The following is a 26,057-nucleotide window of genomic DNA, read 5'->3' on the forward strand; positions in this document are numbered from 1 at the left end:
CCCCAGGTTTTCGATGAATCCCTTCTTCGGCTCGGTGTTCTGGTTGCTGGTCACGCTGGGCGTGCTGGTGACCTTCCATGAGTTCGGCCACTACTGGGTCGCGCGCCGCTGCGGCGTCAAGGTGCTGCGCTTCTCCGTGGGTTTCGGCCGTGCGGTGTGGAAGCGTGTCGGCCGCGATGGCACCGAGTACCAGGTCGCGATGATTCCGCTCGGCGGCTACGTGAAGATGCTCGACGCGCGCGAGGGAGAGGTGGACCCCGCGCTGCGCCCCGTCGAGTTCACGGGCAAGAGTGTGTGGAAGCGCATCGCGATCGTCGTCGCCGGACCGGGCTTCAACCTGATCTTTGCGGTGGCGGCCTTGTGGCTGATGTTCATGCTCGGCCGCCCCGACGCGGCGCCGGTGGTGACCGCCACGCCCGGCAGCCTGGCCGCCACCGCCGGCATCCAGTCCGGCGACCGTCTGCTGCGCGTCGATGGCGAGCCGGTGGACACCATGAGCGATGCGATGGACGACATCGCCACCGCCCTGCTCGGCCGCGAGCCGTTGCCGCTGGTGGTCAGGGGCCGCGACGGCAGCCAGCGCGACGTACTGCTCCCGCTGCAGCAGCTGCCGGCCGGCCGCAGCATCGACAAGTATTTCGACGCGCTGGGCCTGAAACTCGCACCGCCGCCGGCGATAGCCGCCACGGTGATGCCCGGCCAGCCGGCCGCGCAGGCCGGCATGCGCAGCGGGGACACGCTGCTGGCGGTCAACGGCAAGCCGGTGGCTGATTTCAATGCGTTCGCCGAAGCGGTCGCGGGCGCAGCGGTGAAATCGCCGCGCCTCGACGTCACCGTGCGCCGGGGCGAGCAGACCCTGCACTTGCCGGTGGTCGCGCGCTACGAATCGCTCGAGGGCCAGCCGGCGCGCTGGTCGGTCGGCATCGGCTCGGTCCCGGCACAAAGCGCAATGCGCCGCTACGGCCCGGTCCGGGCACTCGGCGCGGCACTGGGCTCGACCTGGGACACGACCCGCCAGACCTTCACCATGATCGGCAAGATGGTCACCGGGCAGGCCTCCACCAGCAATCTGTCCGGCGTGATCGGCATCGCCCAGGTCGCCAACCAGTCGGCGCAGATGGGCCTGCCCTGGTTCCTCAACTTCCTGGCGCTGGTGTCGCTGAGCCTGGCGATCCTCAACCTGCTGCCGATCCCGATCTTGGACGGCGGTCACCTGCTGTATTACCTTATCGAGTTGGTCAAAGGCAGCCCGGTAAGCGAGCGGACCCAGATGATCGGCCAGTACATCGGCCTGGTCCTGCTGTTCACGCTGATGGGGCTGGCTTTCTACAACGACATACACCGCACCCTGCTTTCGTGACGCGCACGCCCGTTCCAGTGGCTATTGGCCCAGCGGCGGCGGCGACGCCCGTGACGGGTGCGGATGCGTTCCGGGACGGGGTTCTGCTCCTTCCCTCATGGCTCATGCTCGGAACGGCCTCGCGGCCGGCCGTCGGAATAACCCACCGGAATCGACGATGAAGCGTATCGCCGCCCTGCTCCTGCTTGCCTCCCTCTCCGCGAACGCCCTGGCGGGGTTCGAGCCGTTCGTCGTCTCCGACATCCGCATCGATGGCCTCAACCGCATCTCGGCCGGCACCGTCTACAACTACCTGCCGGTCAACAAGGGCGACCACCTGACCGACGACGAGGCCGCGCGCGCCATCCGCGCCCTCTACGACACCAAGTTCTTCAGCGACGTCGAGCTCGCGCGCGAGGGCAACATCCTGGTGATCAAGGTGGTCGAGCGTCCGTCCATCGCCAAGCTCACCCTGCGCGGCAACAAGGACATCAAGGAAGAGGACCTGCGCAAGGGCCTGAAGGAAATCGGGCTGTCCGAGGGCGAGACCTTCGACCGGCTGGCGCTGGACCGCGTGCAGCAGGAACTGATCCGGCAGTACTACAACCGCGGCAAGTACAATGTCTCGGTCGATCCGCACGTGACACGGCTGGACCGCAACCGTGTGGCGATCGACGTCGAGATCCGCGAGGGCAAGGCGGCCAAGATCAAGCAGATCAACATCGTCGGCAATACCGCGTTCACCGACAAGCAGATCCGCGACGACTTCGAGTCGGGCACCACCAACTGGATGTCCTGGTACTCCAAGAACGACCAGTACTCGCGTGAGAAGCTCTCCGGCGACCTGGAGAAGCTGCAGTCCTACTACATGGACCGCGGCTACGCCGATTTCGGGGTCGACTCGACGCAGGTCACCATCGCGCCGGACAAGCGCACGATGTACATCGCCGCCAGCATCAAGGAAGGCGAGATCTACACCGTCTCGGACGTGCACCTGCTGGGCGAGCTGATCCTGTCGGAGGATCTGCTGCGCAAGCTGGTGTTCGTCAAGAAGGGCGACACCTTCAACCGCAAAGCGGTGGAGGCGACCTCCGACACCATCAAGGGCGTGCTCGCCAACATCGGCTATGCCTACGCCAAGGTCACGCCGATCCCGAAGCTTGACAAGGAAAAGCGCACGGTCGACATGACCTTCTACATCGAGCCGGGCCAGCGCGTGTACGTGCGCCGGGTGGTGTTCCAGGGCAATACGCGCACCGAGGACGACGTGCTGCGCCGCGAGATGCGCCAGCTCGAGGGCAGCTTCTACTCGCAGGCGGCAATCGATCGCTCCAAGATCCGCCTGCAGCGCCTGGGCTACTTCAAGAAGGTCGACATCGACAAGCAGCGCGTACCCGGCACGCAAGACCAGGTCGACGTGACGGTGAAGGTGGAGGAGCAGTCCGCCGGCAGCCTGATGTTCGGCGTGGGCTACTCGCAGTACTCGGGCATCATCCTCAACGCCTCGGTGTCGCAGAACAACTTCCTGGGCACCGGCGACAGCTTCAGCGTGGGCGCCGAGCACAGCTCCTACTACTCGCGCGTCACCGCCAGCTACTACAACCCGTACCTGACCGACAACGGCATCGGCATCGGCTACAACGCCAGCTATTCGAAGACCGATTACGGCAATACGGACTTCGCCAATTACGAGAACAGCACCAAGTCCTTCTCCAGCTACCTGGGCATCCCGATCAGCGAGACCGACGGGCTGCGCGTGGGCCTTGGCCTGTCGAGCAACAAGATCAACACCTTCCCGGGCATCACCCCGCAGGTACTGGTCGATTACCAGAACGCGATCGGCAACAAGACCATCCACACCTGGACCGCAACGCTGGGCTGGAACCACGACACCCGCAACGGCTACTGGGCGCCCACGCGTGGCGGCCTGCTTTCGGCCAGCACCGAGATCGCCCTGCCCGGCTCGACCGTGCAGTACTGGAAGTTCATGGGCGAGGCCAACCACTACTGGCCGGTCGGCGGCGGTTTCGTGCTGTACCTGGACGGCCAGGTGGGCTACGGCGACAGCTACGGCAGCCAGACCTACAGCCGCAGCTTCGGCGACTACAAGGCCGGCCAGCCCTACGACTTCCCGTTCTGGGAGAACTTCTATTCCGGCGGCGTGCGCGACGTGCGCGGCTTCCAGGACAACACGCTGGGCCCGAAGGTGTGTATCGGTGCCAACGGCGCCTCCAGCGTGCCCAACGCCAACGGCACCTGCTCCAACGGCTACTACCAGTACGCCCAGCCGATCGGCGGCGCCTTCAAGGTACTGGGCACGGCGCAGGTGTTCATCCCGCTGCCGTTCCTCAAGGACATCAACACCGCGCGCGTGTCGGCGTTCGTCGACGTCGGCAATGCTTTCCGCAACTACCAGTCCTTCAATGCCAGCGACTTGCGCGCCTCGGCGGGCATCGCGCTGCAGTGGCAGGCACCGATCGGCCCGCTGATCATCAACTTCGCCACGCCGATCCGCTCCAAGCCGGAGGACCGGCATTACGAGGAGCGCATCCAGTTCACCTTTGGCAGCCAGTTCTGACCGGCCAGCCATGCAGATCGAAAACGCGGCCCACCGGCCGCGTTTTTGTTTGTGGCCGCCCCGCAGGACCCAGGGCGTCCGCCGTCACCCGGCAGTCGTTCCGCCCATCGGCCTCGCCTACAATGCCCTGCCCAGAGGAGCGCGCATGAGCGAGCACAACTACACGGTGGCCGAACTGGCCGACCGCTTCGGCCTCGCCTTCCACGGCGACGGCGCGCGGCGGATCGGCGGCGTGGGTACGCTGGCGGCGGCGCAGCCCGACCAGCTCAGCTTCCTGTCCAACAGCAAGTACGCGGCGCAGCTGAAGGCGACCCGGGCCGGCGTCGTGGTGCTGCGCCAGGAGAGCATCGGAGACTGCCCTACCGCGGCGCTGGTTGCCGCCGACCCCTACGTCGCCTACGCCAAGATCGCCGCAGTGTTCGAACGCCTGCCCACCGCGCCGCGCGGCATTCATCCCAGCGCGGTGGTCGCCAACAGCGCCAGGGTCAGCGCAAGCGCCAGCATCGGGCCGCATTGCGTGATCGAGGACGGCGCGGTGGTCGAGGATGGCGCCGTGCTCGGCCCGCACTGCATCGTCGGTCCCGATTGCACGGTGGGCGCGCAATCGCGATTGGTTGCGCGGGTCACGCTGGTCATCCGGGTCACGCTGGGCAAGCGCGTGCTGGTGCACCCAGGCGCGGTGATCGGTTCGGACGGCTTCGGCCTGGCCTTCGAGCAGGACCACTGGGTCAAGATTCCACAGCTCGGCGGCGTTCGCATCGGCGATGACTGCGAGATCGGCGCCAATACCACGATCGACCGTGGCGCACTGGAGGACACCGTGCTGGAAGAGGACGTGCGCCTGGACAACCAGATCCAGATCGCCCACAACGTCCACATCGGCGCGCACACTGCCATGGCCGGTTGCGCCGCGGTGGCCGGCACCGCGAAGATCGGCCGCTATTGCCAGATCGGCGGCAATGCCGGCGTGCTGGGCCATCTGGAACTGGCCGACGGGGTTACCATTACCGCCAAGAGCCTGGTCACGCATTCGATCCGCGAACCGGGCGAGTATTCCTCGGGCGTGCCGCTGCAGGACAACCGCCAGTGGCGCAAGAACGCCGCCCGTTTCAAGCACCTGGATGAGTACGCGCGCCGCCTGGCGGCGCTGGAGAAGGACAGTAACGATGAGTGATACCCCCGCGACGTGGGCCCTGCCGGTCAACGTGGAGCAGATCCAGCAACTGCTGCCGCACCGCTATCCGTTCCTGCTGGTCGACCGCGTGATCGAACTGGTCCCGGACAAGAGCGTGGTGGCGCTGAAGAACGTGACCATCAACGAGCATTTCTTCCTCGGCCACTTTCCCGGCCACCCGGTGATGCCGGGCGTGCTGATCGTCGAGGCGATGGCGCAGGCCGCCGGCCTGCTGACGCAGATCTCCAGCCGCATGAAGGGTGACCAGGGCAGTCCGCTGTTCTACCTGGCCAAGGTCGACAATGCGCGCTTCAACGCACCGGTGGTGCCGGGCGACCAGCTGCGCCTGGAAGTCTCGCTCAAGCGCCTGATGCGCGGCATGGGCCTGTTCGTCGCCCGCTCGCTGGTCGAGGGCAAGGAAGTGGCCAGCTGCGAGCTGATGTGCGCGGCGAGGGCGGACAAATGATCCATCCCACCGCGCAGATCGATCCCGGCGCCGTCATCGGCAGAAACGTCGCCATCGGCGCCTACAGCGTGATCGGTGCGGACGTGGAGATCGGCGAAGGCACGGTGATCGGTCCGCACGTGGTGATCGAGGGGCCCACGAAGATCGGCCGCGAGAACAGGATCAGCCAGTTTGCCTCGATCGGCGGCGCGGCACAGGACAAGAAATTTTCCGGCGAGCGTACCGAACTGGTGATCGGCGACCGCAACCTGATCCGCGAATTCGTCACCATCAACCGCGGCACCGGCGAGGGCGGCGGCATCACCCGCATCGGCGACGACAACTGGTTGCTGGCCTACGTGCACATCGCACATGACTGCCAGGTCGGCAACCGCGTGGTGTTCTCCAACTATTCGGCGCTGGCCGGCCACGTGGAGATCGGCGACTGGGTGATCATTTCCGGCTACGCCGGCGTGCACCAGTTCTGCAAGGTCGGCGCCCACGCCTTCATCGGCATGGGCTGCCTGGTCGGCTCCGACGTTCCGCCCTTCGTGATGATGGCCAACGAGCAGCACGGCCGGCCGCGCGGCATCAACAGTGAAGGCCTCAAGCGCCGAGGCTTCGATGCGCCGCGCATCTCGGCGATCAAGCGCGCCTATCGCACGCTGTACATGGCAGGGTTGTCGCTGCCCGAGGCACGCGCGCAACTGGAAGGCCAGGCGCGGGACAGCGAGGACGTGCGCCAGATGCTGGCGTTCCTGGACCGCAGCGAGCGATCGCTGGCCCGTTGAGCGAAGCCACCTGCAAGGCTCGCCTTTGCCCGGTCCCTTGGGGAGAGGCTGCCGGAGAGAGGCGCGGGTGAGAGACCGCTCTTGCGGTGACCCACGCAGCTCGCGCCGCTACACTTCCGCCCCATGAGCTTCTCCCCCCTCATCGCCCTCATCGCCGGCGAAGATTCCGGCGACCAGCTAGGTGCCGAGCTGCTCGCTGCCTTGCGCAGGCGCTATCCAGATGCGCGTTTCGTCGGCATCGGCGGCGCGCGCATGCAACGGGAGGGCTTCCCGTCCTGGTACGACATCCACGAGCTTTCGGTGATGGGCTTCGCCGAAGTGGTCCGGCACCTGCCGCGCCTGCTGCGCCTGCGCAAGGCGCTGGTGCAGCGGCTGCTCGAGGCGCGCCCTGACGTGGTCGTCGGCATCGACGCGCCGGACTTCAACCTGGGCGTGGAACGTCGCCTCAAGGAAGCCGGCGTGCGCACCGTGCACTACGTGAGCCCCTCGGTCTGGGCCTGGCGCGAAAAGCGCGCGGAGAAGATCGGCCTGAGCGCCGACCGCGTGCTGTGCCTGTTCCCGATGGAGCCGCCGATCTACGCCCGCCACGGCGTCGACGCCCGCTTCGTCGGTCATCCGCTGGCCGACCGCTTCGCGCTGGTCTCCGACCGGGTCGGCGCGCGCGACGTCCTGCAGTTGCCGCAGGACGCACCGGTGCTGGCCGTGCTGCCGGGCAGCCGCCCCTCGGAAATCGAACGGCTGGGCGCCATCTTCATCGACGCGGCGCGTCGGATCGGCGCCGCGCTGCCCGGCCTGCGGATCGTGATTCCGGCGGCAAACCCCCAAGTGCATACGCGGCTGAAGGCGATGCTGTCGAAGGGACCGCGCGACGCGGGCGCGCCGCTGCTGCTCGACGGCCACGCGCACGAGGCCATGCTCGCCGCCGACGTGGTGCTGCTCGCTTCCGGCACGGCGACGCTGGAAGCCATGCTGGCCAAGCGGCCGATGGTGGTGGGCTATCGCGTCTCGCCGTGGAGCTACCGCATCGCGCGCGCGTTCAACATGCTCAAGACCGACGTGTACGCGCTGCCCAATATCCTCGCGCGCGCCTGCGGGCTGGCGGGCGAGGAAAAGCTGGTCCCGGAACTGATGCAGGACGACTGCACGGCACCGAACCTGGCCGAGGCGACCCTCGCGCTGTTCGCCGACAGCGAGCGACGCGGCAAGGTGGTCGCGGCGTTCGAGCAGTTGCACCGGGCGCTGCGCGGAGCTGAAGCAGGTGGCGCCGGTGAACGCGCGGCGGCGGGCGTGGCCGAATTGCTGGAGGCTCCTCGTGCGTCCTGACGAGCTCGACGAATCCACCGCCGTGCTACCTCTCCCTTCCGCGGAGCGGGCTGGGGTGAGGGGCCGCTCCAGCGACAAAGCGGCCACGAAGGGCGTTTCGATGGACCTCCCTGCAAGCCTTGGTCCCTCACCTCAATGCTCTCCCCGGAGGGGAGAGCAAGCGAACGTGCTATGCGGTAGCCCGGTAATGGACGCTCCGGCACCAGCACACATCCAGCCTTCGCCGAAAATCGCGCGTTTGATCGCCGGCGTCGACGAAGCCGGTCGCGGTCCGCTTGCCGGCCCACTGGCGGTGGCTGCGGTGATCCTCAACCCGCGTCGACGCATACGCGGCCTGGACGATTCCAAAAAACTCACCGAGGCCCGCCGCGAAGCGCTCTATGCGCAGATCGTCGAGCGTGCGCTGGCCTGGCACGTGGTACTGGTCGAGGTGGAGGAGATCGACCGCATCAACATCTACCAGGCGACCATGGCCGGCATGTGCCGCGCCGTGGCGGGCCTGAAGCTGGCTGCGCACGAGGCCTTGGTCGACGGCAACCAGTTGCCCAGGGCGCTGCCCTGCCCAGGCCGCGCGATCGTCGGTGGCGATGCGCTGGAGCCGGCCATCAGCGCGGCCTCGATCATCGCCAAGGTCACCCGCGACCGCCTCATGTGCATCATGGATGGCCATCACCCGGGTTACGGCTTCGCCAGCCACAAGGGCTACTCGACCCCCGAACACCTGGCCGCGCTCAAGCAGCTCGGCCCCTGCCCCGCGCACCGGCGCAGCTTCGCCCCGGTCAGGCTGCTGTTCGACCAAGGCACGCTGTTCTGACATACGATGGCCGGCGGCACGGCCCGGGGGGCCGGGTCGTTCCGACCACGCACCGCGTGGTGGCCTGTGAGGGGGAGACACGCACATGCTTCGCCATTTCTTGCTGGCCCTGCTCGGGCCGGCCCTGTTGGCGCTGGCGCCTTCCGGTGCCCACGCAGCGTTGCAGCCGGGCACGGCCGCACCGGCGGCGCTCGGCTCGGACCTGCGCGGCCACGTGCTGAGCGTGCCGGACCTGCGCGGGAAGGTCGTGGTGCTCAGCTTCTGGGCCACCTGGTGCGGCTACTGCATGAAGGAGATGCCGGTACTGGCCACCCTGCAGAACGTCGCCGACCAGAAGCACCTGCCGCTGCAGGTGGTGCTGATCAACTACGAGGAAGACCGCGACGTGTTCCGCCACACCAGCCGCGTGTTGCGACAGCAGGCACCGGGCGTGCTGGCCACCTGGGATCGCCACGGCGACATCGGCAAGCCCTACGGTGCTGAAGGCGGCATCCCGGTGATGGTCATGCTGCGCAGGGACGGCACGGTGGCGCACGTGCACGTCGGTTACGGCGAAGACATGCTCGACAGCCTGCTGGCCGAAATCAACGCGCTGCTGCTGGAACCCCAGGCCGCGGCGCCAGGCTCCTGAGCAGCGCCTGGCGCGGGCTGGCGCATGCAGACATGCGCACGCAACAGCACGAGTCCAAAAAAATAGGCCATCGGTCTATGCAACTTTCGGCGGAAGTGGCGCATCCTATCCGCATGGACAAGAGCGCCATGCGGCCTCTTCCAGCGTTCGCACGGACGCCGTCGTCCTCCACCGCGGAAAACCCCTCCGCAGGAGTCGTGCCATGTTGTCGCGCTTCTTCCACGTGCGCTCTGCCCTCAAGCCGTTCTCCGCGCCTACTGCCGCGCCCATCGTCGAGCCGGGCGGGACCCATCCGCCGGCCGCTGGCCTCCACCCCCATGCCGACTATGACCGGCACCCGCTGGAAACCAACGGTTTCGACCACTACGTCGAGTGGAACGAGGACAACGAGCGGTTCTTCGTCCACTGATGCAACCGCAGCGGCGCCGCTTCCAGGCTTGTGGGAAACGGGCGCCGCAGCGTAGCCTTCACGGTTAACCGTGGGTGCCCCGGTCCGTTTGCGCCTGTTCACAGGCGGATGAGCGTCGCCGAAAGCAGCTGGCGGTCGCTGGCAAGCCGGTGCACCGTGTGCCTGCGCACGGCAAGAGGCGACCCCCGCCCTGATTCGGTGACCGGGTGGCGCCGGCTGCGTAGAATGGATGAGAGCACCCAGGGTCTGCATGTCCGCGCGCTTCGTCCATTTCCACCTGCACAGCGAATATTCGCTGGTCGATTCGACCATCCGCATCAAGGCGCTGGTCGATGCCTGCGTGCGCGAAGGCATGCCGGCAGTGGCACTGACCGACGACAGCAACATGTTCGCCCTGGTGAAGTTCTACAAGGCGTGCAACGCGGCGGGCGTCAAGCCGATCGGCGGCTGCGACCTGTGGATCGGCTCGCCCGACGACCCGCGTCCCTGGCGATTGACCGTGGTGTGCCAGGACCGCGAGGGCTACCTCAACCTGTCGCGGCTGGTCTCGCGCGCCTGGCGTGAAGGCCAGCACGGCGGCAAGGCCCTGGTCGAGGCGGGCTGGCTGACACACGACTCCACCGGCGGGCTGATCGCCCTGCTCGGCCGCGAGAGCGAGGTCGGGCGCGTCGCGATAAGCCAGGGCGTGGATGCCGGCATCGCACGCCTGCAGCCGCTCGCACGGCTGTTTCCCGATCGCCTGTACCTGGAACTGACCCGCTGCGGCCGCGAAGGCGAGGAATCCTGGAATACGGCTGCGCTGGCGCTGGGCGATGGGCTCGGCCTGCCGCTGCTGGCCAGCAACGACGTGCGCTTCCTCAAGCAGGACGACTTCGAGGCACACGAGGCGCGCGTGTGCATACACCAGGGCCGCGTACTGGCCGACCCGAAGCGCCCGCGCGACTACTCCGACCAGCAGTACCTCAAATCCCCGGCGCAGATGGCCGAACTTTTCGCCGACCTGCCGGAAGCATTGGAAAACACGGTCGAGCTGGCCAAGCGCTGCAACCTGGAACTCAAGTTCGGCACCTACTATCTGCCCGACTTCCCGGTGCCCGAAGGCTACGACCTCGACAGCTACATCCGCGAGACCGCGCGCGCGGGCCTGAAGGAACGCCTTGAGGCCAACCCACTGGCGCCCGGCTACACGCTGGCCGACTACGAGGCCCGACTGGAGCGCGAGCTCGACGTCATCATCCGGATGGGCTTCCCCGGCTACTTCCTGATCGTGGCCGACTTTATCAACTGGGGTAAGCACAACGGCATCCCGGTCGGTCCCGGCCGTGGTTCGGGTGCCGGCTCCCTGGTGGCCTGGGTGCTGAAGATCACCGACCTCGACCCTTTGCAGTTCGACCTGCTTTTCGAGCGCTTCCTGAATCCCGAGCGCGTGTCGATGCCCGACTTCGACATCGACTTCTGCATGGACCGCCGCGACGAGGTGATCGACTACGTGGCGCGCAAGTACGGCCGCGACCATGTCAGCCAGATCATCACCTATGGCTCGATGGCGGCGAAGGCCGTGCTGCGCGACTCCGGCCGCGTGCTCGGCATGGGCTACAACCAGGTCGACCGCATCGCCAAGCTGATCCCGCCGCGACCGCTGGACCTCACGCTGTCCGACGCGCTCGGCCGCTCGGACAAGTCGAAGAAGGAACCCGACCGCGTAGTGCGCGAGTTCTGCGAGCTCTACGAGCAGGACGAGGAAGCGCGCACGCTCATCGACCTGGCGCTGAAGCTGGAGAACCTCACCCGCAACGCCGGCAAGCACGCCGGCGGCGTGGTGATCGGCCCCAGGCCACTGACCGAATTCGCGCCGCTGTACTGCGAGCCGGGCGGCGGTGGCGTGGTGACGCAGTACGACAAGGACGACGTCGAAGCGGTCGGCCTGGTGAAGTTCGACTTCCTCGGCCTGCGCACGCTCACCATCATCGACTGGGCGGTGAAGGCGATCAACGAACGCCGCGCCAAGAGCGGCGAGGAACCGCTGGACATCGCCGCCCTGCCGCTGGACGACGCCCCGACCTACGAGCTGCTCAAGCGCGCGCAGACGGTCGCAGTCTTCCAGCTCGAATCATCCGGCATGCAGCGCATGCTCAAGGACGCCAGGCCCGACCGCTTCGGCGACATCGTCGCGCTGGTGGCGCTGTACCGCCCTGGCCCAATGGACCTGATCCCCAGCTTCGTGGCGCGCAAGCACGGCCGCGAGGACGTGGAGTACCCCGACCCGCGCGTCGAGCCGATCCTGAAAGAGACCTACGGCATCATGGTCTACCAGGAGCAGGTGATGCAGATGGCGCAGATCGTCGGCGGCTACACGCTCGGCGGCGCCGACCTGCTGCGCCGCGCGATGGGCAAGAAGAAAGTCGAGGAGATGGTCAAGCACCGCGCGACCTTCCGCGAGGGTGCCGCAAAAGACGGGCTCCCAGGCGACAAGGCCGACGCCATCTTCGACCTGATGGAGAAATTCGCCGGCTACGGCTTCAACAAGTCGCACGCGGCCGCCTACGCGCTGGTCTCCTACCAGACCGCATGGCTGAAGGCGCACTACCCGGCCGAGTTCATGGCCGCGACGATCTCCTCGGACATGGACAACACCGATAAGGCGGTGACGTTCCTGGACGAGTCGCGCGCGATCGGCCTGACCATCCTGCCGCCGGACGTGAACGCCTCGAACTTCATGTTCGTGGCGGTGGAGCCCAAGGTCATCCGCTACGGCCTTGGCGCGATCAAGGGCGTCGGGCAAGGCGCCTGCGAGTCGATCGTCGAGGAGCGGCGGCGCGGCGGCCCCTACACCGACCTCGCGGACTTCTGCCGCCGGGTCGATTCGGCCAAGCTCAACCGCCGCGTGCTCGAAGCCCTGGTCCTCTCCGGCAGCCTGGACGCGCTGGCCCCCAACCGCGCCAGCCTGATGCTGCAGCTGCCCGACGCGATCAAGGCCGCCGAGCAGCACCTGCGCGACAAGCAGTCTGGCCAGAACGACATGTTCGGCGCGCTGATGGGTACCAGCACGCCGGCGGTGCAGATCGATCTGCCGACCGCGCCCGAATGGCCGCTGGAGCAGAAGCTGCAAGGCGAGCGCGAGACGCTTGGCCACTACCTTTCCGGCCACCCTACCGACCCATGGCGCGAGGAGCTGGCCCAGCTTTCCACCTGCCCGCTGGGCGAGATCGGCGACCGCTACCAGCCGCCGAAAACGCGCAAGAACGACGGCGAGGAGAACCGCTTCCGACGCGGCCCGGACACACCCTGGACCGTCGCCGGCATGGTCACCGCCGTGCGCAAGCGGGGGGACAGCGACGCCTTCGTGCGGCTGGAAGACGGCACCGGCACGATCGAGGTGAGTTTCTTCGGTGAGCTTTACCAGCAGGTGGCACCCCTGCTCACCCGCGACGAGATGCTGATCGTCGAGGGCGGATTGCGCATCGACGATTTCTCCGGTGGCGGTTTTCAGCTGCGCGCCCGCGGCGCCATGACCCTGGCCGACGCCTGCCGGCGCCACGCGCGCGCGCTCAGGGTCAAGCTCAACGGCATCGGTCCGGGTTTCGAGCAGGAGCTCAAGCAGACCTTGGCCGGCTACCGCGGCGGCCGCGCCACCGTGATCCTGCACGGCTACCACAACCGCGACGCCCAGGCCGATCTGGAACTGGGCGAGGACTGGCGCGTGAACGCCATTCCCGACCTGTTGCGCGCCCTGCGCGGACTGTCCTGGGTGGAGGCGGCCAAGCTCAGGATCATCAAAACCGAGGCCTGATCCGAAGCCCCTTTGGCTCCGGGAGAGGGTCGGGGTGAGGATTCGAGCGTGCCGGGCATTCCGCTGCGCCCGAACCCTCACCCGCCCTGGCGGGCACCCTCTCCGGGGGGGAGAGGGAACCAGGAAATACGTTCATCCCGAGCGTAGGCCGCATGGCCGAGGCCGAGGGCCGCCCCACCGCAGACGGCCTTCTTCTCCGCTGCGCTACGCTCAGCGCGAGCGGCCCTTGGGCCCATACGCCCCCGTTCCCGCCTTTCCACCCACCCCGGCTATACTGCCCCGCTTCAGCGTCACGAACCGCCGCGAATGAACCCAAACTTCCTCGATTTCGAACAACCGATCGCCGAACTGGAAGCGAAGGTCGAAGAGCTGCGCCACGCCAGCTATGGCCAGGCGTTCAATATCGACGAGGAAGTCGCGCGCCTGCGCGAGAAGCTGAAGATCAAGACCGCGGAGATCTTCCGCAACCTCAACTCCTGGCAGATCACCCAGCTCTCGCGCCATCCGGCGCGGCCCTACACGCTCGACTACGTCGGCGTGATCTGCGAGGAGTTCCAGGAGCTCGCTGGCGACCGCGCCTACGCGGACGATGCAGCCATCGTCGGGGGCCTGGGCCGCATCAGCGGCCGGCCGGTGATGATCATCGGCCACCAGAAGGGCCGCGACACCAAGACCAAGGTCCGTCGCAACTTCGGCATGCCGCGTCCGGAGGGCTACCGCAAGGCGCTGCGCCTGATGAAGATGGCCGAGCGCTTCGGCCTGCCGCTGCTGACCTTCATCGATACCCCAGGCGCCTATCCGGGCGTGGGCGCGGAGGAACGCGGCCAGAGCGAGGCGATCGCCCGCAACCTGCTGGAGATGGCCGACCTGAAGACGCCGATCGTCTGCACGGTGATCGGCGAAGGCGGCTCCGGCGGCGCGCTGGCGATCGGCGTGGGCGACCGCGTCAACATGTTGCAGTACTCGACCTATTCGGTGATCTCGCCCGAAGGCTGCGCCTCGATCCTGTGGAAGAGCCAGGACAAGGCCCGGGACGCCGCCGAGGCCTTGGGCATGACCGCCCCGCGCCTGCACGAGCTCGGCCTGGTCGACAAGGTGATCCGCGAGCCGCTCGGTGGCGCCCACCGCAATCCGCGCTCGATGGCGATCCGCCTGAAGGCCGTGTTGATGAACCAGCTCGACGAGCTCGGAGCCATCGCCGAGCCCGAACTGCTGAAGCAGCGCTACCAGCGGCTGCGCAGCTACGGCGCCTACCAGGAATAAGCCGATGACCGGCGTGCGCGGTCTCGCCCACGCGAACATCCGCGCGCCGGAGGCGATGATCGAACGCCTGCGCTGCTTCTACATCGACCTGATCGGCCTGCGCCCGGGCCCTCGCCCGGCGTTCCGCTCTGGCTCGCGCGGCTACTGGCTGTATGCCGGCGAGATCGACGTGCTGCACCTGAGCATCGCCGGTCCCGGCGATGCTCAGCCCGCCGTGACCGGCCATTTCAACCATCTGGCCTTCGCCTGCACCGACCTCGCCGCCGTCCGCGCCCGCCTGGATGCTGCCGCCCTGGCCTATGAGGTCGACGAAGTGGACGAGCCGCACCAGGTGCAGCTGTTCCTTACCGACCCCAGCGGCCTGGGCATCGAGCTTAGCTTCGCCCGCTGAACTGTAGGTGCCTGCGTTGCCCTCGGCCAGGGACTGCACGGTCGCGCACGCGCCCTTCTGCAAGGAGACCCGCGCCCGCGGTTTACTATCCAGGCCTGTACCTGGAGGAGTCCCGCACCATGGCCGACCACGCCAAGCTCGCCGTGCTGATCGACGCGGACAACGCCCAGCCCACGCTGGCCGAGGGCCTGCTGGCAGAGGTTGCCCGCTACGGCACCGCGCACGTCAAGCGCGCCTACGGCGACTGGACCGACAACCACCTGCGCGGCTGGAAGGACCAGCTGCTCGCGCTGTCGATCCAGCCGATCCAGCAGTTCGGCTATACCAAGGGCAAGAACGCCACCGACTCGGCAATGATCATCGACGCGATGGACCTGCTCTACACCGGGCGCTTCGACGGCTTCTGCATCGTCTCCAGCGACAGCGACTTCACCACGCTGGCGCGGCGCATCCGCGAGTCGGGCCTGACTGTCTACGGCTTCGGGGAGCGCAAGACGCCCGGCCCGTTCGTGGCCGCCTGCGACCGTTTCATCTATACCGACGTGCTCGGCGAAACGGACAGCGGCCAGGAAAAGCCGGCCGAGCCGGTGCCACGCCAGAGCACGCAGGATCTGCGCCAGGACGCACGGCTGGTCAACCTGCTGCGCAATGCCATCGAGGACGCTGCCGACGATTCGGGCTGGGCCGGGCTCGGGGCGATCGGCAGCATCGTCAGCAAGCGCGCGCCGGAGTTCGATTCGCGCAACTGGGGCTACGGCAAGCTGAGCGGCCTGGTCAACGCCATCGGCCTGTTCCAGACCGAAGAACGCCAGGTCGGCAACGGCAAGCACTTCTACGTGCGCAACAAGAAGAAACCGGCCAACCGTGAGTAACCCTCGTACGCTGCCGGACGCGCTGAGCCAGGCCATCGACGAGCACCCGGACGCTCCGCTGTGCGTGGCCTTCAGCGGCGGGCCCGATTCCACCGCCCTGCTGCACGCGCTCGCCGCGCTGCCGCACGCCCGCGCGCGGGGCCTGCGCGCGCTGCACGTCGACCACGGCCTGCACGCAGACAGCGGCATCTGGTCAGCGCAGGCGCAGGCGCTCTGCGCCACGCTGGAGGTCGATTGCCAGGTGCTGCGGGTGGACGTGCCGCGCGGTTCGGGCGACGGCCTGGAAGCCGCCGCGCGCCGCGCCCGCTACGCCGCCTTCGCGCAAGCGATCCGGCCGGGCGAATGGCTGTTGCTCGGCCATCACCGCGACGACCAGGCCGAGACGGTGCTGCTCAAGCTGCTGCGCGGTGCCGGCCCACAGGGGCTGGGCGGCATGCGGGCGATCCGCCCGCTCGGTGCCGGCCAGCTCTGGCGGCCGCTGCTCGCCCTGCCGCGCGAGGTGCTGGGCGCGTATCTGCAGGCGCACCGCCTGCCCTGCATCGAGGACCCCTCCAACCGCAACACCATGCTGGCGCGCAACCACCTGCGCCACGAGATCCTGCCGCGCCTGCGGCGGCACTTCCCGCAGGCCATCGATTCGATCCTGCACAGCGCCGCGCTCTGCCGGGCCGCCGACGAAAGCCTGCGCACACGTTGGCTCGAGGCCTTCGGTGCACTGCACGACGTGACGACCGGCAGCCTCGATGCCACCGCATGGCTCGCACTCGATCCCGCCCTGCGCGAGCCCATGCTCGACCATTGGCTGCACGCACGCGGGCTCTCCGCACCCACGGCCGCCCAGCGCCGGCAGATCCAGCGCCAGTGCCATGCCCGCGCGGGCCAGCAGCCGTGCGTGCGCTGGCCGGGCGCGGAACTGCACATCTGGAAGGAACGGCTGTGGGCTCGCGCACCACGGCCACCGGTCGAGCCGAGCTGGACCAGCTGCTGGCATGGCGAGGCGCTGGCCTTGCCGGACGGCGGCCAACTCGTGCTCGAACCGGTCGCCCGCCTGCCCGCACCGCTCACCGTGCGCCTGCGCCAGGGCGGCGAACGCATCAGGCCCGCCGACGACCGGCACTCCCGCGAACTGCGCGACCTGTTCCAGCAGATCGCATTGCCGCCCTGGCAGCGTGAGGCCTGCCCGTTGCTCTATGCCGGAAACGAACTGGTCGCGGTCGCCGATCTCTGGCGGACGGCACGAGGCGCGGCGCTGTTCGATGCACTGGGCGCACACCCGCACTGGCAGCGGGCAAGCTGAGCCCCTCTCACCTCCGGGAGAGGTTCGGCCAGTGCGCTCACCCTGCTTCGCCCGAACCCCTCCCCACCTGTCGGCGACCTCTCCCAAGGGAGAAGGGTGTGCCAGTGGAGGTAGAGACAAGTGCTTCGGCTCCAAACATTGATTCCCCTCCCCCGCTGCGCTAGCGTTGCGGCCCATGGCCAAACCCGCTCCCGCCCCCGCGGAAACCCCGTCCGTCGCCGACTTCGAACACTCGCTGGACGAGCTCGAACAACTGGTGGCGCGCATGGAAGGCGGGGAGCTGAGCCTGGACGAATCGCTGGCCTCCTTCGAGCGCGGCATCGGCCTTTACCGTCACTGCCAGCAGGCCCTGGACCAGGCCGAGCTGCGCGTGCGCCTGCTGCTCGATCCCGATGCGCCCGACGACGCCGAACCTTTCGAATCCGAGTCCTGACGCGCTGTCCCAACTCGGCCCCCGGCTGCTCGCGCTGACCGCGCGCGCCGACGCTGCGCTCGGGCGCGTGCTGCCCAGCGAGCAGCAGCCGCCCTTGGAACTGCACAGCGCCATGCGCTACGCCGTGCTCGGCGGCGGCAAGCGGCTGCGCCCGCTGCTGGTCTATGCGGCTGGCCATGCGCTGGGCAGCGATGGCGCCGAGCTGGACGCTCCGGCCTGCGCCGTGGAGCTGATCCACGCCTACTCGCTCGTCCACGACGACCTGCCGGCGATGGACGACGACGCGCTGCGCCGCGGCCGCCCGACCTGCCATGTGGTTTATGGCGAGGCCATGGCGATCCTCGCGGGCGACGCGCTGCAGGCGCTCGCATTCGAGATACTCGCGCACGACCCGCACGCCGGTACCGAGGCCGCCCGCACGCTGCAGATGCTGCGTGTACTCGGCCGCGCCTGCGGTGCCGAAGGCATGGCCGGTGGCCAGGCGCTGGATCTGGCCGCGGTGGGCCGCAAGCTCACGCTGGCCGAACTGGAACACATGCATGCCTGCAAGACCGGCGCGCTGATCCGCACCTCCGTGCAACTGGGCGCGCTCGCCACCGGTGCCGGCACCGCGGCCGTGGAGGCACTGGACCGCTACGCCGCCGCCGTGGGCCTGGCTTTCCAGGTGCGCGACGACATCCTCGACGTAGAAGGCGAATCGGCAGTGATCGGCAAGACCGCCGGCAAGGACGCGGCGGCCGACAAGCCGACCTTCCCTTCGATCATCGGATTGGAGGCTTCACGCGCGCGCCTGGCGGAGCTCACTGCTACGGCGCTTCAGGCCATCGCCGCGTTCGGACCAGGCGCCGGCCTGCTCGAAGAGCTGGCGCTTTACGCAGCCCATCGCACGCATTGACGGCTGGTGGCGGGCTTCAGCCGGCCACCTGTTCCCTGAAAGCAGAAGCGGGCCGAAGCCCGCCTCGTGTTTACTTGATCAATCGCAGCGTGAAGGGGTAGCGGTAACGTTCCCCCTCATTCGCCTTGACCGCTGCGATGATGGTGAACACCAGCCAGGCGATGCCGACCAGGATACCGATCGGGACCGTCAGCAGCGCACCGACGCCGAACGTGACCAGCGTCAGCAGCAACAGCACCACGCCGACGATGGCCAGCGTGATATTGAAGTTCAGCGCTTCCTTCGCCTGGTCGTCGACGAAGGGCATGGTGTCCTTCTTGATCAGCCAGATGACCAGCGGGCCGATGAAGCAGCCCAGGCCGGCAAAGGCGCCCGTGAGCAAGCCACCGAGCAGCGCGGACAGGTGCGCGAACAACGCCCACTGGCGCTCCTCGTGGCTGGGCATGCCGGCCGAGTCGAACGGCTCGGGCGGCGGCACCGGCTCGCCGGTGGGCGGCGGGGGCGGGACGACGGAATCGGGTGGAACACTCATGCGTGTCTCCTCTTGCCTTCGGGACGCCGGCCCGGTGCCGGTGCGGCGATGCTAGCAAAGCCGCGCGGCGTTGCCATAGGCAAAGGGCCTACTGGCCGGCGATGGTCATCCGGTCCAGCAGGATCGAGCCGGACAGGATCTGCGCGCGCCGGTCCACGTCGTTGCCGACCGCGACGATGCCCGCAAACATGTCGCGCAGGTTGGCGGCAATGGTGATCTCCTCCACCGGATAGGCAATCTGCCCTTTCTCCACCCAGAAGCCCGCCGCGCCGCGCGAATAGTCGCCGGTCAGCGTACTCACGCCTTGACCCATCACCTCGGTGACCACCAGGCCGGTGCCCATGCGCTCGAGCAGTGCTGCGAAATCGCCCTGGCCGGGCTCGACCAGCAGGTTGTGGATGCCGCCGGCGTTGCCGGTCGACTCCAGCCCCAGCTTGCGCGCCGAGTAGCTGCCCAGGATGTAGCGTGCCAGCACGCCGTTCTCGATCAGGGCGCTGTCGGCCGTGGCCACGCCCTCGGCGTCGAATGCGCCCGAGCCCATGCCGCGCGGCAGGAACGGGCGCTCGACGATGTTCAGCCATTCGGGCATCACACGCTTGCCTGCATGGTCCAGCAGGAAGCTGGCACGCCGGTACAGCGCACCACCGCTCACCGCGCTGACCAGGTGCCCGATCAGCCCACGTGCGAGCTCCGGCACGAACAGCACCGGGCATTGGCGCGTGCCCAGGCCGCGCGAGTTCAGCCGAGCGAGCGTGCGCTCGGCGGCCTTGTCGCCCAGCGCCTGCGGACTCATGAAGTCGCCCGCGTCGCGCACCGAGTCGTACCAGTAGTCGCGCTGCATGCCGTCGCCTTCGCCGGCGATCAGCGAAAGCGAGAGCGCGTGCCGCGTGTTGCGTTCGCGCCCGACGAAGCCGTGCGAATTGGCGTACACCGACAGGGTCTGGCCCGCCTGCACGGCGGCGCCGTCGGAATTGGTGATTCCCGCGTGCGCGCGGCCGGCCGCCTCGATGCGCTGGCCCAGTTCGATCGCCCCGGCGGTGTCGACATGCCACGGATGCCACAGGTCCAGATCGGGAAACCGGGTCGCCATGCGCGCCGGGTCGGCCAGGCCCGCGGCGGGATCGGCTTCGGTGTAGCGCGCGATCGCGCAGGCCTGGTCGATCGTCGCCTGCACCGAGGACGCGTTGAGATCGGCGGTGCTCGCAGTGCCCTTGCGCTGGCCGAAGTACACGGTCAGGCCGAAGCCGCGGTCGCGCGTGTGCTCGACGGTCTCCGCCTCGCCCAGCCGCACGTTGACGTTGAGCCCGCTGTCCACACTCGCCGCCACTTCCGCCGCGCTGGCGCCGGCGGCACGCGCGCGGCGGATCACGTCCTCGGCGAGCTCGGCCAGGCGGTCGAGTTCCTGTTGGCTGGTATCGGCGGACAAGGCGGCTGCACTCACGGGGCGTTCCTTCAGGCAGGTAGAATGGGCGGCGGATTCCGCGCGACTCTTCGCACATGGGGTCGCCCCGATGCAATCAAAAGGAGCGCGCATGCCACCGGCCGCCGGCGTCTACCGACACTACAAGGGCCAGCGCTACCAGGTACTCGGTGTCGCCCGCCACAGCGAAACGCTGGAAGAACTGGTCGTGTACCGCGCGCTCTACGGTGAGCGCGGCCTGTGGGTTCGGCCTGCCGCCATGTTCAGCGAAACCGTCAACGTCGACGGACAGTCGCTGCCCCGCTTTGCGCTGGATACCGCCAGCCCCGACCCTTTGGAACAGCCGTGAGCCCGAGCCGCAGCCGCAATCAGACCGAACTCGACGAGCAGGACTACGGCCCCAGCCGCACCCAGCAGCGCCGCGAGGCGCTGGCCGTGCTGGCGCTCGCCACCCAATTGGTCGAGCTGCCCCCCAGCCGCCTGGCGAAACTCGACCTGCCGGAGGACGTTCGCGAAGAGATCGCCAACGTGCGGCGCATCAGCTCGCACATCGCGCGCAAGCGCCAGCTGGCATTCCTCGCCAAGAAGATGCGCCGCCACGAAGACGCGGTATTCGACAGCGTGCGCGCCGAACTCGGCGAGAACCGCGAGCGCCAGCGCCAGGAAACCGCGGCCATGCACCGGCTGGAGGCGCTGCGCGAACGCCTGCTCGAGGACGACGAAGCCGCCGCCGCACTGATCGCCGAACACCCGGCCATCGACCGCCAGCACCTGCGCTCGCTGGTGCGCCAGGCACGCAGCGAGCGCGCGGCGAACAAGCCGCCGCGGGCGTTCCGGGAGATCTTCCAGTTGCTGAAGGACCTGCAGCAGGACGACGCTGGCGGAGAAGACGAGGGCGTCGACGACTGAGCGCCGGTCCATCGCCCGGACGATGGTCGAGACAAGCCCCGACACGCTCGCCCAAACCTTTCCCCGGCGCGGGAGCCCATTGGCCGTCAGCGCACGCACGCCGCCTGTTTGCCTGCCTGCCCGGAAGAGCGGCGCCGGCAAAGCTTGCTCAGAGCGAGCGCCGCGGCGACACCAGCAAATCGCCGAACAGCAGACCGGCCACCAGCGAGATCAGCAGCGTGACCAGCAGGATCAGGCTGTCCATGCCCAGCGTCGTATCGCGCTCGAACAGGTAGGACACGCTGCGGAATCCGACGCTGCCGGGCACCAGCAGGATGATGCCCGGCTCGCGCACCACCGCGCCGGGACGGTGCATGTAGCGTGCGTAGAGGTTGGCCATCGCGCCCAGCAGGAACCCGCCGATGAACACGCCCACCGGCGCACCGGCGATCGCCGTCGACAGCAGGCCGCCCCAGCGCGTGGCCAGGTAGCCGACGACCACCGCGCACACCACCACCGCCCAGTCGCGCCGCGCCGTGCGGAACAGGATCGCGAAACCCAGCGCGCCGACCAGCAGCGAGGGCCAGTCCATCCAGCGCGGCAGCGGCGGCAGCACGTAGGTGCCGGCGCTGATGCCGAACGCCGCGCACAGCTGGCTGGCCGCCACGGTGCCGAAGGTGAGCTTGAGCAGGGTCGCGATCGCGCCGCCCATGCGCGCCATGCCCGAGGTCAGGTGCTGGCTGGAGATCTCGCGCACCGCGGTGGTCAGCGACATGCCCGGCACCAGCACGATCAGCGCCGCCAGCACCACCGACTTGATCGCCAGCGGCACCACGAAGGCACTGACCAGGATCGCGCCGGCGGTTGCCACCAGCGCACTGATCGCCTCGCTCGCCGCCGCCAGCCGTGGCCGTGTCGCCGAGAGCACGGTGATCAGGCCGATCACCAGGCCAATCGCGCCGGCCACCACCAGGTCGGCCCAGGAACTGTGCAGGAACAGCGCCGCCACGCTCGCCGCCGACAGGCCGTAGCTGCCGACCACGCCCGCCTGCGCACGGCGCGTTTCCGGGCGGCCCAGCTCGCGCAGCAGGCGGAAACCCTCGCGCAGGCCGAGCTCGCCGGCGATGGCGCGGTCGGCGATCGCATCGGCCTCGCACAGCCGCGCCAGGTTGACGTCACCGGGCGCCAACCGCACCACCTGGGTGACCTGGGCCAGGCCTTCCTCGCCGCGGCTGGCCTCGGCGAAGGAGATGATGATCGCGGTGGGACTGGACCACACATCGGCGACCACGCCCAGTTGCAGCGCCGCCCCCGCGACGGCCATTTCCAGGCGCGGCGCGGACGTGCCGTATTGATGCAGCCTGCGCGCAAGCTCAACCAGGAACGCGAGGCGGGTGTCGAACGGCGCCTGCGCCGCGCTGCCGACGGCGCTCATGCGGCGGCCCGGACCTGCAGCGTGTTGCCCTCGACCTTCACCACCTCGACCGTCGCGCCCAGCGGCAGGTCCGGCCCCGTGACCAGCCATTCGCCGTCGCCGACGCGGGCCTTGCCGCGGCCGTTGACGATGGGCGCGACCAGCACGTAGCGCTGGCCGACCATCTGCGCGCCGCGGCGGTTGAGCCGCTCGCCGGTCGATTCGGTCCGCCGCAGCTTCGGCCGCAGCATCCAGGCGTAGATCGCACAGGCAAGGAAGGCCAGCACCGCAAAGGCGATCGCCTGCATTAGCAGCGACATTCCGGGCATCAGCCAGGCCAGCGCTCCGGTCGCCCCCGCGCCAATGCCGATCCACAGCAGGAAGTAGCCCGGCAGCGCGACTTCCAGTGCGATCAGCAGCAGGGCCAGCAGCCACCACAAATGATGTGCGGACAACAGGGACATCAAGGAACTCCTGCCTTCTCGGAGAATCCCGGGCGCACGACGTCACGGTGCCCGGGCGAACGGTGGATCAGCGCGGCGGCGGCACCGCTTTCACCGTTCCCTGCTGCGACAGCGACTCCTTCGCCAGTTCGGCGATGCCCGCCAGCGAGCCGATGATGCCGGTGGCCTCCATCGGCAGCAGCAGCATCTTCTGGTTGGGCGAGTGTGCGATTTCCTTCAGCGCCTCGACGTACTTATTGGCGACGAAGTAGTTGAGCGCATTGAGGTTGCCGTTGGCGATCGCGTCGGAAACCATCTTGGTCGCCTCCGCTTCGGCCTCGGCCAGCCGGATGCGTGCCTCGGCCTCGCGGAAGGCAGCCTCCTTCTTGCCCTCGGCGGCCAGGATCGCGCTCTGCTTCTCGCCGTCGGCCTTGAGGATCGCCGCCTGCTTGAAGCCCTCGGCCTCCAGGATGTTCGCCCGCTTCTCGCGCTCGGCCTTCATCTGCCGCGCCATCGAGTCGATCAGGTCACGCGGCGGCGCGATGTCCTTGATCTCGATGCGGTTGACCTTGACGCCCCAGGGGTGCGTGGCCTCGTCGACCACGCGCAGCAGTTGCGCATTGATCGCGTCGCGCTTGCTCAGGGACTCGTCCAGGTCCATCGAGCCGAGCACGGTGCGGATGTTGGTCATCACCAGCGCCAGCGAGGCCTGCTCCAGGTTGGCCACCTCGTAGGCCGCCTTGGCCGCATCCAGCACCTGGTAGAACACCACGCCGTCCACGCGCACCACGGCGTTGTCCTTGGTGATGACGTCCTGCGAGGGGACGTCCAGCACCTGTTCCATCATGTTCATCCGGGCGCCGACCGCCTGGTAGAACGGGATCAGGAAATGCAGGCCAGGGCTCAGCGTGCGCGTGTAGCGGCCGAAGGTCTCCACCGTCCATTCGTAGCCCTGCGGCACGATCCGCACCAGCTTGGCGATGACGATGACCGCCAGCACGATGATGACGACGCCGATCACGATGCTGCCCATGGCTCCCCCTCCTGTGGTTGAGCGGCGAGTATAGGCGAGCGCGGACAGCCGGATGCCTCCCGCAGCCGGGAGGCCCGGGTCAGGACTTGGCGGGCAGCAGCAGGCTCACGCGCAGGCCGCCGTCCTCGCGGTTGGCCAGCGTGATACGCCCGCCGTGCGCCTCGGTGATCTCGCGTGCCAGCGCCAGGCCCAGGCCGGTGCCGGCGCGCTTGGTCGAATAGAACGGCAGCAACGCCTGCGCCAGCACCGTCTCGCTCATGCCGGGACCGCGGTCGGCCACCTCGATGCGCCAGTCGTGGCCGACCTGCGCCAGCGAAAGCGTGACGCCGTCCTCCGCGCCACCGGCTTCGTGCGCGTTCTTGATCAGGTTGATCAGCACCTGTTCGATCTGCGCCTTGTCGAACCAACCCGGGTCGTCCGGCACCGTGCCGACCAGCCGGAAACGGCAATGCAGCGCCAGGCTGTCCAGGAACGCCTGCCAGTCGATCGCCTGCGGCTGCGGCGTGGGCAGCTTGGCGAAGCTGGCGTAGCCGGCGATGAAGCCGTGCAGGTGCCGCGCGCGTTCGCCGATGGTGGCGAACACGCCGGGCAGCCGCGCCATGTCGCCGCGCCGGGCCAGTTCCGCGCCGGAGTGCGCAAGCGAGGAAATGGGCGCCAGCGAGTTGTTGAGCTCGTGGCTGATCACGCGGATCACCCGCTTCCAGGTCGCCACTTCCTGCCGCGACAGCTCGCGCGTCATGCGCCGGAACGAATACAGCTTGTGCGGCCGTCCCTGCAGGCGGAACAGGCGCTGGGACAGGTGGAAGGTTTCCTCGGCGCCGTCCATCGGCACGCTGAGCAGCACGTCCTCGCCGCTTTCCACCGCGCGCCGCAGCGCCTCGGGCACGTTGAGCAGCAGCTCGCCGAAGTCCAGCCCGTTGAGGCTGCGTCCCTCGTTGAACAGGTGCCGCGCGGCGATATTGGCGTAGGCCACGCGGCCCTGCGTGTTGGCCAGCACCAGCGACACCGGCGTGTGCTGCACGACGGTGTCCAGCAGCAGCTCGCGCTGCACCAGGTGCTGGCGTTGTTCGCGCAGGGTCTGGCCCAGCGCGTTGTGCATGCGGATCAGCTCGCCGAGCTCGTCGCGGCGATCGGCGGAGATCGAGAAGCTGAAGTCGCCGTCGCGGTAGCTCGCCACCGCGCCTTCCAGCGCGCGCAACAGGCGGCGGATCGGCGCCATCACCAGCGCCCCCAGCCACAGTGCCAGCGGCAACAGCACCAGCAGGCTGGCCAGCAGGCCGCCGGAGATGCCCGGCAGGGTCGGCAGGTGCGCGCCCAGGCGCGGATCGTGGCGCAGCCAGGAGAGCAGCTCCGGCAGCGGCCACTGGGTGATGCCGGCGTAGACGGCCGCGCCGCTCAGGCTAGCCAGCATCAGCAGCCCGCTCAGCCGGGCCTGCAGCGATCTCAGTTGCATGCGGGGCTCCGGCCGCGGGCCTGGCGTCTCAGTGGCACGCAGGGTCCATCGGCGTCTGCGGACAGTTGACCGCCGGGCGGCCATTGCGGTCCATGGCTCCCACGGTGCCGACCCCGGCGCTGCCCGAGTGCTCCTGCGCCGCGTTGCCCGGCAGCGGCATGGGGCCGCGACGGTCCTTGAACTTGAAGTGGGACGCCTGCCCGTGCTCCGTCGCCGGGCTGGCGGCATCGGAGCGATAGCTGGCCGTAGATGCCGGCGCCGGCTTGCTCCAGCTGTCGCTAGCGGGCGGAGCGGACGGGACCGATTGGGCCTGCGCCGCACCGGCGGCAAGCAGGGAGGCAAGCACGGCAACTCGGATACGCATGGATCCTGCTCCTGGGGCACGGACACCGATCATCCCGCGCCCGCCGCGCAGCGGCAACCGACGGA

25 protein-coding genes are annotated in these 26,057 nt (G+C 68.6%); 18 read left to right on the forward strand and 7 right to left on the reverse strand.

Annotated elements, in window-relative coordinates; all coding sequences use genetic code 11:
• The first annotated feature begins 13 nt into the window (after window positions 1-13).
• The 16 genes from rseP to BMZ38_RS03275 all read left to right on the forward strand — a co-directional run bounded on the left by rseP (window position 14) and on the right by BMZ38_RS03275 (window position 18,445).
• Window positions 14-1,360: an RIP metalloprotease RseP gene (rseP, locus tag BMZ38_RS03200; protein WP_091334000.1), complete on the forward strand. Its 1,347-nt coding sequence runs from the start codon at window positions 14-16 to the stop codon at window positions 1,358-1,360.
• Window positions 1,361-1,517: 157 nt separating this feature from the next.
• Window positions 1,518-3,917, forward strand: coding sequence for an outer membrane protein assembly factor BamA (bamA, locus tag BMZ38_RS03205; RefSeq protein WP_091334003.1), 2,400 nt, complete (start codon window positions 1,518-1,520; stop codon window positions 3,915-3,917).
• Window positions 3,918-4,062: 145 nt separating this feature from the next.
• Window positions 4,063-5,091 (forward strand): UDP-3-O-(3-hydroxymyristoyl)glucosamine N-acyltransferase, encoded by a 1,029-nt coding sequence (lpxD, locus tag BMZ38_RS03210; RefSeq protein WP_091334005.1) that lies wholly within the window; start codon window positions 4,063-4,065, stop codon window positions 5,089-5,091.
• Complete coding sequence (fabZ, locus tag BMZ38_RS03215; RefSeq protein ID WP_091334007.1) at window positions 5,084-5,557, forward strand: 3-hydroxyacyl-ACP dehydratase FabZ; 474 nt, start codon at window positions 5,084-5,086, stop codon at window positions 5,555-5,557. The genes lpxD and fabZ overlap by 8 nt, the downstream gene beginning before the upstream one ends.
• Window positions 5,554-6,327 carry an acyl-ACP--UDP-N-acetylglucosamine O-acyltransferase gene (lpxA, locus tag BMZ38_RS03220; protein WP_091334380.1) on the forward strand — a complete coding sequence of 258 codons (774 nt, stop codon included), beginning with the start codon at window positions 5,554-5,556 and terminating at the stop codon, window positions 6,325-6,327. The genes fabZ and lpxA overlap by 4 nt, the downstream gene beginning before the upstream one ends.
• A gap of 123 nt (window positions 6,328-6,450) precedes the next feature.
• Window positions 6,451-7,650 carry a lipid-A-disaccharide synthase gene (gene lpxB, locus BMZ38_RS03225; RefSeq protein WP_091334009.1) on the forward strand — a complete coding sequence of 400 codons (1,200 nt, stop codon included), beginning with the start codon at window positions 6,451-6,453 and terminating at the stop codon, window positions 7,648-7,650.
• A 187-nt stretch (window positions 7,651-7,837) separates the two neighbouring features.
• A complete protein-coding gene (gene rnhB / locus BMZ38_RS03230) occupies window positions 7,838-8,464 on the forward strand; it encodes a ribonuclease HII (RefSeq protein ID WP_091334011.1) in 627 nt (208 codons plus the stop codon).
• A gap of 85 nt (window positions 8,465-8,549) precedes the next feature.
• Window positions 8,550-9,095 carry a TlpA family protein disulfide reductase gene (locus tag BMZ38_RS03235; RefSeq protein WP_091334013.1) on the forward strand — a complete coding sequence of 182 codons (546 nt, stop codon included), beginning with the start codon at window positions 8,550-8,552 and terminating at the stop codon, window positions 9,093-9,095.
• A 202-nt stretch (window positions 9,096-9,297) separates the two neighbouring features.
• Window positions 9,298-9,504: a hypothetical protein gene (locus BMZ38_RS03240; RefSeq protein WP_091334015.1), complete on the forward strand. Its 207-nt coding sequence runs from the start codon at window positions 9,298-9,300 to the stop codon at window positions 9,502-9,504.
• Between the two features lie 250 nt (window positions 9,505-9,754).
• On the forward strand, window positions 9,755-13,294 hold the full coding sequence (dnaE, locus tag BMZ38_RS03245) for a DNA polymerase III subunit alpha (protein WP_091334017.1): 3,540 nt from the start codon (window positions 9,755-9,757) through the stop codon (window positions 13,292-13,294).
• 306 nt (window positions 13,295-13,600) lie between these two features.
• Complete coding sequence (locus BMZ38_RS03250) at window positions 13,601-14,557, forward strand: acetyl-CoA carboxylase carboxyltransferase subunit alpha (RefSeq protein WP_091334019.1); 957 nt, start codon at window positions 13,601-13,603, stop codon at window positions 14,555-14,557.
• Window positions 14,558-14,561: 4 nt separating this feature from the next.
• Entirely contained in the window at window positions 14,562-14,948 is a 387-nt protein-coding gene (locus BMZ38_RS03255) for a VOC family protein (protein ID WP_091334021.1), read from the forward strand.
• A 119-nt stretch (window positions 14,949-15,067) separates the two neighbouring features.
• Complete coding sequence (locus tag BMZ38_RS03260) at window positions 15,068-15,820, forward strand: NYN domain-containing protein (RefSeq protein WP_091334023.1); 753 nt, start codon at window positions 15,068-15,070, stop codon at window positions 15,818-15,820.
• A complete protein-coding gene (gene tilS / locus BMZ38_RS03265) occupies window positions 15,813-17,117 on the forward strand; it encodes a tRNA lysidine(34) synthetase TilS (RefSeq protein WP_245747160.1) in 1,305 nt (434 codons plus the stop codon). Before BMZ38_RS03260 ends, tilS begins: the two co-directional genes overlap by 8 nt.
• A gap of 175 nt (window positions 17,118-17,292) precedes the next feature.
• Window positions 17,293-17,550 carry an exodeoxyribonuclease VII small subunit gene (locus tag BMZ38_RS03270; RefSeq protein WP_091334024.1) on the forward strand — a complete coding sequence of 86 codons (258 nt, stop codon included), beginning with the start codon at window positions 17,293-17,295 and terminating at the stop codon, window positions 17,548-17,550.
• Window positions 17,510-18,445: a polyprenyl synthetase family protein gene (locus BMZ38_RS03275; protein WP_091334025.1), complete on the forward strand. Its 936-nt coding sequence runs from the start codon at window positions 17,510-17,512 to the stop codon at window positions 18,443-18,445. Before BMZ38_RS03270 ends, BMZ38_RS03275 begins: the two co-directional genes overlap by 41 nt.
• Window positions 18,446-18,515: 70 nt before the next feature.
• Here the strand turns inward: BMZ38_RS03275 and BMZ38_RS03280 are convergent, their stop codons facing one another.
• Entirely contained in the window at window positions 18,516-18,860 is a 345-nt protein-coding gene (locus tag BMZ38_RS03280) for a DUF4870 domain-containing protein (RefSeq protein ID WP_425431848.1), read from the reverse strand.
• A 205-nt stretch (window positions 18,861-19,065) separates the two neighbouring features.
• Entirely contained in the window at window positions 19,066-20,418 is a 1,353-nt protein-coding gene (pmbA, locus tag BMZ38_RS03285; protein WP_245747161.1) for a metalloprotease PmbA, read from the reverse strand.
• A 91-nt stretch (window positions 20,419-20,509) separates the two neighbouring features.
• Between pmbA and BMZ38_RS03290 the strand changes: the two genes are divergently transcribed.
• Both BMZ38_RS03290 and yjgA read left to right on the forward strand, forming a co-directional pair.
• A complete protein-coding gene (locus tag BMZ38_RS03290; protein WP_091334028.1) occupies window positions 20,510-20,746 on the forward strand; it encodes a DUF1653 domain-containing protein in 237 nt (78 codons plus the stop codon).
• The gene (gene yjgA, locus BMZ38_RS03295) at window positions 20,743-21,306 is read left to right on the forward strand and encodes a ribosome biogenesis factor YjgA (protein ID WP_091334029.1); all 564 of its coding nucleotides are present in this window, start codon (window positions 20,743-20,745) and stop codon (window positions 21,304-21,306) included. Before BMZ38_RS03290 ends, yjgA begins: the two co-directional genes overlap by 4 nt.
• A 148-nt stretch (window positions 21,307-21,454) precedes the next feature.
• Here yjgA and BMZ38_RS03300 read toward each other — a convergent pair whose 3' ends face one another.
• The 5 genes from BMZ38_RS03300 to BMZ38_RS03320 all read right to left on the reverse strand — a co-directional run bounded on the left by BMZ38_RS03300 (window position 21,455) and on the right by BMZ38_RS03320 (window position 25,992).
• Window positions 21,455-22,720, reverse strand: coding sequence for a threonine/serine exporter family protein (locus BMZ38_RS03300; RefSeq protein ID WP_091334030.1), 1,266 nt, complete (start codon window positions 22,718-22,720; stop codon window positions 21,455-21,457).
• Window positions 22,717-23,163 (reverse strand): NfeD family protein, encoded by a 447-nt coding sequence (locus BMZ38_RS03305; RefSeq protein ID WP_091334031.1) that lies wholly within the window; start codon window positions 23,161-23,163, stop codon window positions 22,717-22,719. Before BMZ38_RS03305 ends, BMZ38_RS03300 begins: the two co-directional genes overlap by 4 nt.
• Window positions 23,164-23,230: 67 nt before the next feature.
• Entirely contained in the window at window positions 23,231-24,175 is a 945-nt protein-coding gene (locus tag BMZ38_RS03310; RefSeq protein WP_091334032.1) for an SPFH domain-containing protein, read from the reverse strand.
• A gap of 79 nt (window positions 24,176-24,254) precedes the next feature.
• A complete protein-coding gene (locus tag BMZ38_RS03315) occupies window positions 24,255-25,628 on the reverse strand; it encodes a sensor histidine kinase (RefSeq protein ID WP_091334033.1) in 1,374 nt (457 codons plus the stop codon).
• Window positions 25,629-25,656: 28 nt separating this feature from the next.
• Window positions 25,657-25,992, reverse strand: coding sequence for a hypothetical protein (locus tag BMZ38_RS03320; RefSeq protein WP_091334034.1), 336 nt, complete (start codon window positions 25,990-25,992; stop codon window positions 25,657-25,659).
• Window positions 25,993-26,057 lie beyond the last annotated feature (65 nt).

This window comes from Frateuria terrea (assembly GCF_900115705.1).
Taxonomy (GTDB): Bacteria; Pseudomonadota; Gammaproteobacteria; order Xanthomonadales; family Rhodanobacteraceae; genus Frateuria_A; species Frateuria_A terrea.